Here is a 12,712-nt window from a genome sequence, read left to right on the forward strand (position 1 = left end):
TTTGTTTTCTGAGATAACTAATACGGCATGCGCGCGACACCGCGCCAGAGCCGGTGTCGGTGTCGGTGTCGGAAGCCGGAACCGGAAGGTGGAACCGGAAGCCGGAACCGGAAGCCGGAACCGGGAGTCGGAGCCGGATACGTCGGATGGGGACCGGCGCCGGCCGGCGCGAGGAGACCCGAGGAAAGGTGAGGCCCATGGCGGCGACGCAACCGGCGGACGCGGTCGTGATCGGCGTGGACAGCTCCACGCAGTCCACCAAGGCGGCCGTCGTGCACGCGGCCACCGGCGCCCTGCTCGCCGTCGGCCGAGCCCCGCACACCGTCACGGGCACGGACGGAGCCAGGGAGAGCGACCCGGAGACCTGGTGGAGCGCCCTGCGCGAGGCGGTCGCCGCCGGCCTGGCGCGGGCGGCCGTTCCCTCCTCCGCCGTCACCGGCATCGCGGTCGCGGGCCAGCAGCACGGCCTGGTCGTCCTCGACGCCGCCGGCCGCCCGCTGCGCCCCGCCCTGCTCTGGAACGACACCCGCTCCGCGCCGCAGGCGGCCGCCCTCACCGCTGCGCTCGGCGGCCCCGGCCCCTGGCTCACCAGGACCGGCTCGGTGCCGGTCGCCTCCATGACCGCCGCCAAATGGCAGTGGCTGCGGGACCATGAGCCTGAGACCGCAGCCGCCGCCGCGGGCGTCCGGCTGCCCCACGACTTCCTCACCGAGCGCCTGTCGGGCGTCGCCGCGACCGATCCCGGGGACGCCTCCGGCACCTGCTGGTACGACCCGGCGAGCGCCGCCTACGACCCCAAGATCCTCCGGCTCCTCGCCCTGGATCCAGGCATGCTGCCCACCGTCGCCCCGACCGGCGCCACATGCGTCGGCACGCTCTCCCCGGCCGCCGCCCGCGCGCTCGGCCTCCCGGAGACCGTCTCCGTCGCCGCGGGCACCGGGGACAACATGGCGGCCGCCGTCGGCCTCGGCCTCGGGGGCGCGGGGCTCCTGGACCACCCGGTCGTGAGCCTCGGCACCTCCGGCACCGTGTTCGCCGCCACGCGCACCCGCCCCGCCGCCCCCGGCCTCGCCGGATTCGCCGCGGCCGACGGCACGTACCTCCCCCTCGGCTGCACCCTGAACTGCACGCTCGCCGTCGACCGCTTCGCCGCCCTCCTCGGCCTCGACCGCGAGGACACCGCACCGGGCGACGGCGTGGTCGTGCTGCCGTACCTCGACGGCGAACGCACTCCCGACCTGCCGCACGCCACCGGCCTCGTCACCGGCCTGCGCCACACCACCACCCCGCGCGCGATCCTCGGCGCGGCCTACGAGGGCGCCGCCTTCACGGTCCTGCGCGCCCTCGACGAACTGCTGACCGCCTGCGGCCTCGACCCCGCCGACCCGGAGGTCCGGGACCGGCCCCTGCGCCTCGTCGGCGGCGGCGCCCAGGGCCGCGCCTGGGCGGACACCGTCCGCCGGCTCTCCGGACGCCCCCTGATCGTCCCCGCCGCGACCGAACTCGTCGCCCTCGGCGCCGCGGCCCTCGCCGCGGCCGCCGTGACCGGCGAGGACCCGGTCGCCCTCGCCACCACCTGGGGTACGGGGAACGGCGAGACACTCCCGGCCGTCGACCGGGACGAGGAGACCTGGGGCCGGATCGCCGACGTCCTGGACCGGGCCGCCCCGAGCCTCCTCGCCTGACCCCGTACCCCTTCGCACCCTTCCGAGGACCACGATGAAGTTCACCGACGGCTTCTGGCTGATGCGCGAAGGCGTTCACGCCTCGTACGCCACCGAGGTACGCGATCTGCACCTGAGCGCCGACCACTTCAGGCCTACGCGTCCGTCAAGAAGGTCGAGACACGCGGCGACACCCTCAACTCCGCCCTCATCACGGTGGAGTGCTTCTCGCCCGCGACGGGCGTGATCGGCGTCCGCCTCACGCACCACGCGGGCAAGGCCGACCGCGGACCGGACTTCGCCCTGCCCGGGGACGGCCCGGGGACCGCGTCCGTACGCCGCGAGGGCCCGGTCACCGAACTGACCACCGGCCCGCTCACGCTGCGCCTGGACACCTCCGGGCCGTGGTCCCTGGACTTCCTCGACGCGGACGGCCGCGCCCTGACCTCGGCCGGCCGCAAGGGCACCGCCTTCGTCACCACCGGCGACGGAGCCCACCACATGATGGCCCAACTCGCCCTGGGCGTCGGCGAGAACGTCTACGGACTCGGCGAACGCTTCACCCCGTTCGTCAAGAACGGCCAGGTCGTCGACATGTGGCAGGCCGACGGTGGCACCAGCAGCGAACAGGCCTACAAGAACATCCCGTTCTACCTCTCCTCACGCGGCTAGGGGGTCTTCGTCAACCACCCGGGCAAGGTCTCCTTCGAGGTCGGTTCCGAATCCGTCGGCCAGGTGCAGTTCAGCGTCGAGGACCAGACGCTGGAGTACTACGTCGTCGCGGGACCCACCCCCAAGGACGTCCTCACCCGCTACATCGCCCTCACCGGCCGCCCGGCGCTGCCCCCGGCGTGGTCCTTCGGGCTGTGGCTGACCACCTCCTTCACCACGCCCTACGACGAGGCCACCGTCACCTCCTTCGTCGACGGCATGGCCGAACGCGGCATCCCGCTCTCCGTCTTCCACTTCGACTGCTTCTGGATGCGCGCCTACCAGTGGTCGGACCTCCAGTGGGACCCGGAGACCTTCCCCGACCCGGACGGGATGCTCGCCCGGCTCAAGGAGCGGGGCCTGCGGGTCAGCATGTGGATCAACCCGTACATCGCCCAGAAGTCCACGCTCTTCGCCGAGGGGATGGCCGGCGGCTACCTGGTGAAGCGGCCCAACGGCGACATCTGGCAGTGGGACCTGTGGCAGCCCGGCATGGCCCTGGTCGACTTCACCAACCCGGCCGCCCGCGCCTGGTTCCAGGACCGGCTGAAGCCGCTCCTCGCCCAGGGCGTCGACTGCTTCAAGACGGACTTCGGCGAACGGGTGCCCACCGATGTGGTCTGGCACGACGGCTCCGACCCCGAGCGGATGCACAACTACTACACCCACCTGTACAACCAGGCCGTCTTCGAACTCCTGGAGAAGGAGCGGGGAGCCGGCGAGGCCGTGCTCTTCGCCCGCTCCGCGACCGCGGGAGGCCAGCAGTTCCCGGTCCACTGGGGAGGCGACTGCTGGGCGTCGTTCGAGGCCATGGCCGAGTCGCTGCGCGCGGGCCTGTCCCTCTCCCTGAGCGGCTTCGGCTTCTGGAGCCACGACATCGGCGGCTTCGAGGGCACTCCCGACCCCGCCGTCTTCAAGCGCTGGCTCGCCTTCGGCCTGCTCTCCTCGCACAGCCGGCTGCACGGCAACGAGTCCTACCGGGTGCCGTGGGAGTTCGGCGAGGAGGCCGTCGACGTGGCGCGGGCCTTCACGCGGCTCAAGCACCGGCTGATGCCGTACCTGTACGGGGTCGCCGTCGAGGCGCATCGCACGGGCGTCCCCGCCATGCGCCCCATGCTGCTCGAGTTCCCCGACGACCCGACCTGCCGGACCCTCGACCGCCAGTACATGCTCGGTCCCGACCTGCTGGTCCCGCCGGTCTTCACCGCCGACGGCGAGGTGGAGGTGTACCTCCCGGCGGGGGAGTGGACGCACCTCCTCAGCGGCCAGACCGTCACCGGACCGTGCTGGCGCCGTGAGGTCCACGGCTTCGACAGCCTGCCGCTGTACGTCCGCCCCGGCACTGTCCTCCCGCTCGGCGCGGACGACCGGCGCCCGGACGGCGACTGGCTCGACGGCCTCACCCTGCTGACGACCCCGGGCACGACCGACCGCACGATCACGATCCCGGACCACCGCGGCGCTCCGGCGGCCACCTTCCACGTGACCCGCTCCGCCGGCACCGCACGAGCGGTCACGACCGACACGGACCGCCCCTTCGAGCTCCGCCTCGTGCACGGCGGCACGGCTCGCGGCAGCGGTGAGGTGACGGTCAGCCCCACGTAGCGGAGCCGCATCCTTGCCACGGAGGGGAAGGCGCGGACGGCGGCACCCCGACAGGACAGGGCCCGGCACCGGAAGGCATCGGTGCCGGGCCCTGCTGGTCGAACTTCGGCCGGACCCTCAGCCGGTGAAGCCGACCCGCGCGCCCAGGCGGCCGCGAGGCCGTCGCTGCGCGCGTTCTGGGCGCTGGCTGAGGCCGGGGAGCGGGGCTGCGGCGCCTCGCGCGGGACGTGGGCAGCAGCCGGAGCTGAAGGCGACCGTGCCCGCGCGGGACCAGGCCGCGCGTACCGGGGTCTGGCGGACATAGCGTCGGCGGCGCCGCTGGAGCGGGATGGCATCGGCATGACCAGGGGCGGAGCGGGCCCGGCTGCTGGCAATGGCGGGGATCGTCCTGGATTCGGGGTGCCGGTCCCGGTAGCTGGCCGCGCTACCCGCCTGGCCGATGTGGCGGGCGAGCAGCGGGCGGTGGGGATCCGGCGCCGTCCCTGTCTTGAATCCGTCGTGGTAGGGGCTGCCAGTCCTGGCGCCGCCTGAGTCGCGATCTGAAACGCGATGAGTCGCGATCGCTGTCTTGCAGTCTCCCTTTCTGACCTGCACTGAGGCGTGTTGAGTCGCTTTGAATCAGGAACCAAGAGCTCGCGCGGATAGGCGCGGTGGAGTGCCCGGGCCGCGATCCGGCCCATCCGCTTCTATCGCCGAACTGTCCCGGCAACGTTGACGGAGACCTTTTCGGCGCCGATCCGCCCCATGCGTTCGGTGCCCCATTCTCCTAATGGGGCCAGGGCCGCGTTGAGCGAGACCCCGTGCTCCGTCAAGGAGTACTCGACCTTCGGTGGCACTTCCCGGTACACCTCACGATGCACGAGCCCGTACGGGTCACGTCGTGCTGGCGTTGCCATCCGCCCCTCTAAGACGTACTTACCTATGAGTGAGTACCTCACTAATTAGTCCGTACTGGTCAACCCTACTGGCAGCGGAGAGGATTCAGCGGAGCGACGAACACGAGGGGGAGCCCCAAAAGTGACAATCAACAACAGTGTCCAGGTGAGTGTTCTCGGGCTGGGGGCGATGGGTAGTGCTCTCGCGGGCGCCCTGGTGAAGGCCGGATACGCGGCAACAGTCTGGAACCGCTCACCGGGGAAGGCGGACGACCTCGTTGCGCAGGGCGCGGCGGCCGCGGCCACGGCCGGCGACGCGGTCCGGGCCAGCGGGTTGGTGATCGTATGCCTGCTGGACCATGCGTCGGTCCATGAGGTGCTCGATCCGCTCTCCGATGAGCTGGCCGGACGAACCGTGGTCAACGTAACTACGACGTCACCGGCGCAGTCACGGGAGTTGGCCGCCTGGGCTGCCCATGCCGGGGTTGCGTATCTGGACGGCGGCATCATGGCCGTACCGCACATGATCGGCCGGCCTGGGTCATCGATCCTCTACAGCGGATCGGCCGATGTCTTCAATCAGTACAAGCCCCTGCTCGACCTGTGGGGAACCAGTACCTACTTCGGTGAGGATGCCGGGCTGGCGTCCCTGTACGACCTCGCCCTACTCGCGGGCATGTACGTCATGTTCGCCGGATTCATGCACGGAGCCGCCATGGTCGCCCCGGCAGGTGTGACGGCGGGCGAGTTCGCCGCTATGGCCACACCTTGGCTGACTGCCATGACCGGCGCCTTCCAAGGGTTCGCCGCAGTCATCGACGGCGGGGACTACACCGTCGAAGGGCAACAGAGCCTCCAGTTCTCCAACCTCAGTGACCTCCTGGCCGCCAGTTCCGACCAGGGCATCAGCACCGAGGTAGTCACTATGGTCCAGCGGCTCATCCAACGCCAGGTTGATGCAGGCCATGGAGACGAGGGCTTCGCCCGAATCATCGAGAGCATAAAGCAACCGGGCTGAGAACTCGCCCGGACGGGCGTGGGTCATGGTCGCCAGGTGGGCCGGTTGTCCCAGCGGTGGGTGGTCCAGGCGCGGCGGATGAGGCTGCGTAGGGTGATGATGGCATCGACGAAGTCGAAGAAGGCGTTGATGACGCTGGAGCGGCGTTCATAGCAGCGTTCAAGGCCGCGGAAGGCGTTCTGCCGGGCGTGCGTGCCCTCCACGTGCCGGCGGCGGGTGGCCTGGACGGGCCCCTCTCGCCCCTGCGTGCGATCTGACCGCGTAGCCCGCGTTCGTTGAGGGTGGTGCGGGTCCTAAGAGCTGTCCGCGTAATCGATCTTTGAGTGGTTCGAGGCGGACCGGTCGACCGGTGGTCGGCAAACTCCGCGACCTGGAGGCGTTTGTGCAGGCGTGCGATGCCGAGCATGGCGTGCTGGACGCCTTTGCCCTTGAGGCGGCAGTCGCGGAGGATCTTCCAGGGCTTCATGCGGGCGAAGCCGTGCTCGACACGGGCGCGGACTTGCTTGTGCTCACGGTTGCGCTCGGCCTGCCAGTCGTGGGCGCTCCTCGCGCTGACCCTGGGGTGATCGTTCCGTGACGTGCAGGAAGGCAACCTTTGATCCGACCGGGAGGTCATGTGGTCGTGATCAGACGCCTTGCTCGTACCGCCGCGCTCCCCGCCGCCCTCCTGCTGCTCACCGCCTGCGGCGGTGGGGACGACGAGGGCGCGCAAGCGAAGGCGCAGCCTTCGCAGCACCCGGTGTTCGACCAGCCGCTCGACCGCCAGGTCTTCCTGGCCCTGCGCCAGACGCAGAAGTCAGGCAGCGCGAGCTTCACGCAGACGGTGTCCTTCGAGTCCAAGAGGGGCACGGCCGTACAGACGCTCAGCGGCAAGCTGGACTTCACGAAGGGGGCCGGCGAAGCGACCGTGAAATGGCAGGTGCCGAAGAAGTACTCCGTCGCGGCGAAGGAGACGCTTCTCGGCAACACTCCCGGTAGAGCCTATGGCACAGCCTCTGGCAGCTTCCTCGTCGACCGGCAGCAGATCCACTACCGCGCCGCTTCCTCGGGCTACTGGCTCCGGTACAGCAGCGCCGACACCCTCGCCATGGGAGACAGCAACGACCCGATCGACCACCTGCGGGGTTCCGAGAGCCCGGTCGGCGGCACACTCCTGGAGGGCGTGGGCGGCTCGGATGCGAAAGCGCAGCAGGGCGGCCCCGCGGGTGGCCGTACGTACCAGGCGGAGATGCCCTTCTCGGTGGGGTGGACGTTGTTCCCTGCGGACCTTCGCAAGGAACTGGCGGCCGAGATGAGCACCAGCGCCCTCCAGGCCGGCTTTCCCCTGACCATATCCGTGGACCCGCAGGGCCGGATCACCCATGGCAGGGTGGATCTGTCGCGGCTCCTCCGGAAGAGCGGCGTCCTCGCCGACGTGACCTCGCTGACGATGGATCTCACTCTCACGGGGTTCAGCTCATCGCAGCCGGCCGCAGCCCCCGCAGGGCGCGTCCGCAAGGCTTTCGAGGCCGTGCTGCCCATGCGCGATGTGAAGGACGGCGGCTGCGTCGACTTCGACACCGGTCAGCGCGCAGCGCAGGCGGTCGTGGGCGTGCCCTGCTCCGGACCGTACGACGCCCGTGTCTTCACCCAGATCTCGTTGCGGCCAGGCGCGACGGCGGCGGAGACCCAGGAACGGGCCGGTATTGCCTGCCAGTTCGCCTACGACGTGGCCAGGCCGGCGTGGATGCCGAAGGTGCCGGAGATCTGGGCCTGGTGGACACCGGGATACGCGTCGGTGCCAGGCGACAAGGACCGGGTGACTTGCTACCTGACCACGAAGCGAGGCGATTCCTAGGGCGTGTATCGATGTGTTCCAAGGCTTGTCCCATGTAGGGGCGTGAGCTGGGCGCTTGCCTGACAGTACGGTCGTCGGGTGGAGTCGATGAGGCTGAGCGAGTGCCCGTTGCACGGGGTCGGTGTGCGTCCTGATTACCTGGTCGGGCGGCGGCTTGAGCAAGTGGTGGCTTTGTGGCATCTGTACGGCTCGGGGGTTCCGTCCGGCCCGCTGGACGTGTGGCTGATCGACAGCAAGGCGGTCGCCACGCACATCACCACCGGTTTGGACTGGTGCCTGATCGTGGAGATGTTGGCTCTCTTCGCGGGATACGACATGGCGGAGTCAGGTGGCGCCGATCGGCGGCGAGACCGCGTTCGCGGATCACCTCGGCGAGACGGTACTGGCAGTCAGCGAAGTGGGTGCCCCGGACAGCGGGCGGCTCGCACTGGAGATCTCCTTCGGCTCTGGCCGTGTCCGGTGTGAGACCTGGTCCGGAGATCTCCGCCTGTCCAGCAAGTGATCAGCACACCAGCCACGGCGGGAACCGTGTGAGGCTCCCGCCGTGACTGGTGTGATCACGGCGTCGCGGCCGTCCTGGATAGCCCCGTTCACCGGGTTGAGCCCCTGCTGTTTCGGCACGTTGGTGACACAGCTGCGGCACGAAGGAGCTGACGCGGTCCGCAGAGGCCGGCCGTGGAGCCTGCCATTGGAGGACCGGGTACTGGTCACTGCGTACTGGCGCACCAACTTGACGCTACGGCAGCTCGCACCGCTGTTCGGCGTCTCGACGTCCGCAGCCGACCGCATCATCCTCGGTCCCCTGCTCACGCTCAAGCCCCGCACGCGGTTCCGCGAGGACACCGTGCTCATCGTGGACGGTCCTGGGAGAAGGTTTTCACCGCCCTGCTCGCCCAGGCCGACGCCGAAGGCGACCTCGACTGGGTCTTCGCCGTCGACTCCACCATCGTCCGTGCCCCCCCCCAGCACGCCGCCGGTGCCCCTCAAAAGGGGCCCCGGCCGGTGAGCCGGACCATCATGCCCTCGGACGCTCCCGCGGCGGACTGACCACCAAGATCCACCTCGCCGCGGACAGTCACTGCCGGCCGCTCGCCTTCGTCCTCACACCTGGCCAGGCCGGTGATGCACCCGCCTTCACCCAGGTCATGGCTCGCTTACGGGTGCCGAGGCCGATCGGCCGGCCTCGGATCGCACCGGACGTGGTCCTGGCCGACAAGGCCTATTCGTCCCGCGCGATCCGGGCCTACCTCCGTCGGCGCGGGATCCGGGCCGTGATCCCGCAGCCCTCCGACCAGGCCGCCAACCGCAAACGCCGCGGCAGCCGAGGCGGCCGCCCACCGGCCTTCGACCGCGTGGCCTACAAGCAGCGCAACACGGTCGAGCGGTGCATCAACAAGCTCAAGCAGTGGCGCGGCATGGCCCCTCGATACGATAAGACCGCCACCGTCTACCTCGCCGGACTGCACCTCGCCGCCATCTTCATCTGGTCGGCGAGATGATCCGAAGAAACGGCCTAGGCGGATGGGGCTCCCCGACGGATCAAGCCGTGGGCCGACGGCGGTCCCGGAGCAGGCGGACGCCCTTCCAGACGTAGCCGGCGGTGATGAGCACGAAGCCGGCGAGGCCGAGCAAGGACCAGGATTCCGCCACCGTGTAGCCCAGCAGAAGGCCAACGAGAAGCAGCAGGGTGCCGACGGTCTCCAGCAGGTCGAGACGTGCCTTGGAACGCGCCGAAAGGTCAGGGCCGGTCATCAGGCCGATGACCCGGACGAGGGCGAGGGCCTGAAAGACGACCAGGACGACAGCGATCCACACGAGCCAGTCGGGTATGTCCACGGCGCGCACTGTACCGCCCGCCCGCTTCAACTGCCGGACGTCGAAGTGATCCAGAGGAAACGCCCTAGGTCGGTGAATTCCTCACCGTCGTCCCAGTAGGCATATGGGCTGAGGTCCGCGTAGTACATGCGACCATCGTCGTGCGCCTCGGGGCTCCTTGGACACTCACTGAACCAACGGTGGCGTGGCAGCCTCACGAGCCCGCGTCCGCCTGACCGGCACCCCGTTCCTCGGCTCTTCCGACTGGACCGCCTTCCTTGACGTCCGTCACGCAGGCCAACAACAGTTCTGCTCAGGGGCTGGGCCCTTGTGACGCGGTCAGCTCGGCGGGCCGACCCGCCCTCGGCGTGGGCCAGGCAGAGCTTCAGAACGGGGGCTCCTCACTCCAAGCGACGGTGGAGGGCTGGGGCGGACGGGGCTTGTCCTGGTGCAGGACAGCCACGGCCTCTTCGATGCGGCCGAGGTCGATGAGGTACCCGGCCACGTCGTGGCTGCTTGCGGGGGCGTGGGGTCGCAGGATCGCGACAGCCTCCTCGGTGCGTCCGGCGCTGGCCAGCAGCTCGGCAATGTGCGGTGCCGCGTACGACGTGCCGCCTTCGGGATGGGCCCGAGCCCGCTCCAACGCTTCGTTGACCCGGTCGCAGGCGGCCATCAGCGGAAGCCGTATCCAGAAGAGGTCCCACTCCTCCTCCCCACGGCGTTCCTTGAGGGCGTCGAGGTAGGCCAGGCCGTCCTCGGGGCGGCCCTGGTCGGCGTAGAGGGTGCAGAGCAGGTGGAGGATCCAGTCTTCGGCCCCGCCGGGAAGGTCGGCCAAGGCCCGCATTACCTCGATCGCCTCCTCGCCCCGGTCGTGGCGCGCCAGGAGTTGCGCGAGATCCACTGCCACGTTTCCCGGGCAGAAGGACGCATCACCGACCTGCCGGTACACGGCGATCGCGCCCTCCACGTCGTCGCGCTCCTCCAGCAGCTCCGCCAGGCGCCGCGCAGCGATTCCGAAAGGCTCAGTCGCCGCGTACGCACGCAGTTCTGCGACTCGGTTCCGCCGGGCCAGCAGGTCGGCCAGCTGGTCCCGATTGTTGAGCGAGGTCTTGTCCCGGGTGCGCAGCAGAGCGATGGCGTCGCCGACGCGGCCCTGGCGTTCACGGATCGTGGCAAGCAGCCCGATCGCCATGTCGGGGTCCAGGCCACGGCAGCACCACGGGCTGTCGCACCGGTGCTCGTCCGGGATGTGGGCCTCGAGCAACTCCGCCGCCTCGTCATCCCGGCCGGCGCCGTCCGCGACGTCGACCAGGGCCGCGGCGAGGAACCAGTCCTGAACGTGCGGCCGCAGCAGGCTGAATGCCTCGTCGCCCCCGCCGTGCCGGGCGAGCAGGCGTGAGTGGAACTGCAGTGCCAGCGGGTGCCCGTCCTCCATCCCGCGCGCAGAACCACTCCCCATGGCTGGCCCACAACCCCACCACCTCGGCATGGCCGAGTTCGAGAAGCCGGGAGACCAGATGCGGTGGGATGCAGCCAGACTGCGTCCGGGCTCGATAGTCAAGATCAGCAGCGTCCACAGCGACGTACCGTAGCCCTTCCCTCTGACATCACCCTCCAGCTCGAATATCTCGTACGTGGAATGACGCTCCCTGCCGGCTGGCGCTTCCGCTTGGGCGGCGAAGCGGCGTGAGGCGTACGCGAACGACCAGGACGTCGCCTCCTCGCTCGTCGCCGTGACCGCCCGGTCGAACCGAAGGCCGACCAGGACCCGGCCGCGTAGATGCCGCCGCTGCCCGACGCGCACTGTCGGTACGTCGGCGAGTGGGTGGCTACGCAGCTCCGCTGGGGGCTGAGCGCGGACCAGGCCGAGGCAGGCTCGCTGAAGGTGTACGCCGAGACCTGCGAGACCACCGTCGTGCACTACACGCCTGCCCCGTGATGCGCGCCGCCGACGGGCACCTGCGCCCGTCGGCGGTACGGTCCGGCCACTGATCGAAACACAGGGAGAAGCCATGACGGTCAATCCAAGCGACCCCCACACCTTCGAAGGCATCGGAGCCGAGAGCGCCAGCCAAGCCTCCCGGGACGACGCCGAGGAGCAGCAGCCCGAATTCCAACATCACGACGACTCCGTGCCCACCAACGACCCCGCCGGTGGCAATGACGGCGACATGGTGGAGCAGGCCCGAGTCGTCGACCTCGACGAAGACGACTACCGCTGATCCTTAGACCGTGTCCTATGTGGTGAGGCGGTCGTTGGGCTGTTCATGGGGCGGGGTACGTGGAGTTGGATTGTTCCGGACGGGTTGTGGGAGATCGCGGAGCCGTTGATCCCGCCGTCGAGGGTGCGTCCGCAGGGCGGCGGGACTCAGGACACCCCTGATGAGACGCTGTTCGCGGCCATCATCTACGTGCTGGTCAGCGGGTGCGCCTGGCGATCGCTGCCACCCTGTTTCGGCATATCGAAGTCGACCGCCCATCGCCGGTTCCTGATCTGGTCGAGGGCCGGCGTGTGGGGCCGGCTCCACGAGGAGATCCTGCACAGGCTCGACGACGCAGGCCTGCTCGACCTGTCCCGAGTCGTCCTCGACTCCGCCCACGTGCGGGCCAAAAAGGGGGCGAACTCACAGGCCCGAGCCCCGTGGACCGGGGCAAACCGGGCTCCAAAATGCACGTCCTGTCGGACGCGAACGGACTGCCCCTCGTCGTCGGTGCTTCGGCCGCCAACACCCACGACAGCGAAGGGCTGAAGCCCATGGTCGCGGGACTCCAAACGAAACACGACCCCCACAGCGGCCGGAACTTCAAGCCCCAACGCCTCCACGCCGACAAGGCCTACGACATCCCCCACCTGCGTAAATGGCTCCGCGGCAAACGCATCGGCGTCCGCATCGCCCGCAAAGGCATCGAGTCCAGCGAACGATTAGGGCGACGCCGCTGGGTCATCGAACGAACCATGTCCTGGCTGACCGGCTACCGCAGACTCAACCACCGCTACGAACGCCACCCCCGCAACTACCTGGCCTTCCTCGGCCTCGCCGCCGCCCTCTGCTGCTACAAACGGCTTCTCCGCCTCACCACATAGGACACGGTCTTAGGACCGCGGTCAGTCCCGGGTCAAGTACGGCCTGGTGACCAAGCTCGTCAACGAGCTCTTCGCACATGTTCCGGCGAACCTGTGTCAGGC

General features: G+C 69.6%; 7 protein-coding genes and 7 pseudogenes. 9 read left to right on the plus strand and 5 right to left on the minus strand.

Annotated elements, in window-relative coordinates; all coding sequences use genetic code 11:
- Nucleotides 1-197: 197 nt before the first annotated feature.
- A complete protein-coding gene (gene xylB / locus ABZ939_RS29115; RefSeq protein WP_361861468.1) occupies nucleotides 198-1,685 on the plus strand; it encodes a xylulokinase in 1,488 nt (495 codons plus the stop codon).
- 34 nt (nucleotides 1,686-1,719) lie between these two features.
- Nucleotides 1,720-3,980 (plus strand): annotated as a pseudogene (gene yicI, locus ABZ939_RS29120) (alpha-xylosidase).
- A 686-nt stretch (nucleotides 3,981-4,666) separates the two neighbouring features.
- On the opposite strand, the pseudogene ABZ939_RS29125 reads toward yicI, so the two are convergent.
- A pseudogene (locus ABZ939_RS29125) lies at nucleotides 4,667-4,846 on the minus strand (winged helix-turn-helix transcriptional regulator); the annotation flags it as partial.
- Nucleotides 4,847-4,997: 151 nt separating this feature from the next.
- Here ABZ939_RS29125 and ABZ939_RS29130 point away from each other — a divergent pair.
- Nucleotides 4,998-5,873 (plus strand): NAD(P)-binding domain-containing protein, encoded by an 876-nt coding sequence (locus tag ABZ939_RS29130; RefSeq protein WP_361861471.1) that lies wholly within the window; start codon nucleotides 4,998-5,000, stop codon nucleotides 5,871-5,873.
- 23 nt (nucleotides 5,874-5,896) lie between these two features.
- Here ABZ939_RS29130 and ABZ939_RS29135 read toward each other — a convergent pair.
- Together ABZ939_RS29135 and ABZ939_RS29140 are read right to left on the minus strand one after the other, a co-directional pair.
- Nucleotides 5,897-6,168: pseudogene (locus ABZ939_RS29135) on the minus strand (IS5/IS1182 family transposase); the annotation flags it as partial.
- A gap of 87 nt (nucleotides 6,169-6,255) precedes the next feature.
- Nucleotides 6,256-6,408, minus strand: a pseudogene (locus tag ABZ939_RS29140) (transposase family protein); the annotation flags it as partial.
- 87 nt (nucleotides 6,409-6,495) lie between these two features.
- Here ABZ939_RS29140 and ABZ939_RS29145 point away from each other — a divergent pair.
- From ABZ939_RS29145 to ABZ939_RS29155, 3 genes and pseudogenes are all read left to right on the plus strand, one after another.
- Nucleotides 6,496-7,710, plus strand: a complete 1,215-nt coding sequence (locus ABZ939_RS29145; RefSeq protein ID WP_361861473.1) for a hypothetical protein — start codon at nucleotides 6,496-6,498, stop codon at nucleotides 7,708-7,710.
- Between the two features lie 544 nt (nucleotides 7,711-8,254).
- Nucleotides 8,255-8,572, plus strand: a pseudogene (locus ABZ939_RS29150) (transposase family protein); the annotation flags it as partial.
- A gap of 160 nt (nucleotides 8,573-8,732) precedes the next feature.
- Nucleotides 8,733-9,209 (plus strand): annotated as a pseudogene (locus tag ABZ939_RS29155) (IS5 family transposase); the annotation flags it as partial.
- Nucleotides 9,210-9,249: 40 nt separating this feature from the next.
- On the opposite strand, the gene ABZ939_RS29160 reads toward ABZ939_RS29155, so the two are convergent.
- Together ABZ939_RS29160 and ABZ939_RS29165 are read right to left on the minus strand one after the other, a co-directional pair.
- Nucleotides 9,250-9,546, minus strand: coding sequence for a hypothetical protein (locus ABZ939_RS29160; protein ID WP_361861475.1), 297 nt, complete (start codon nucleotides 9,544-9,546; stop codon nucleotides 9,250-9,252).
- 364 nt (nucleotides 9,547-9,910) lie between these two features.
- Nucleotides 9,911-11,152: a hypothetical protein gene (locus ABZ939_RS29165; RefSeq protein WP_361861605.1), complete on the minus strand. Its 1,242-nt coding sequence runs from the start codon at nucleotides 11,150-11,152 to the stop codon at nucleotides 9,911-9,913.
- A gap of 31 nt (nucleotides 11,153-11,183) precedes the next feature.
- Here ABZ939_RS29165 and ABZ939_RS29170 point away from each other — a divergent pair.
- From ABZ939_RS29170 to ABZ939_RS29180, 3 genes and pseudogenes are all read left to right on the plus strand, one after another.
- Nucleotides 11,184-11,464: pseudogene (locus tag ABZ939_RS29170) on the plus strand (HNH endonuclease); the annotation flags it as partial.
- Nucleotides 11,465-11,537: 73 nt separating this feature from the next.
- Nucleotides 11,538-11,747: a hypothetical protein gene (locus ABZ939_RS29175; RefSeq protein ID WP_361861478.1), complete on the plus strand. Its 210-nt coding sequence runs from the start codon at nucleotides 11,538-11,540 to the stop codon at nucleotides 11,745-11,747.
- A gap of 45 nt (nucleotides 11,748-11,792) precedes the next feature.
- Nucleotides 11,793-12,610, plus strand: a protein-coding gene (locus ABZ939_RS29180; RefSeq protein ID WP_361861481.1) for an IS5 family transposase whose coding sequence is annotated in 2 segments (ribosomal slippage) — nucleotides 11,793-12,135 and nucleotides 12,135-12,610 — 819 coding nt in all. Because the reading frame shifts where the segments join, the coding sequence is not laid out codon by codon here.
- The last annotated feature ends 102 nt before the right edge of the window (nucleotides 12,611-12,712 follow it).

Source organism: Streptomyces sp. NPDC046712, assembly GCF_040645695.1.
GTDB lineage: Bacteria > Actinomycetota > Actinomycetes > Streptomycetales > Streptomycetaceae > Streptomyces.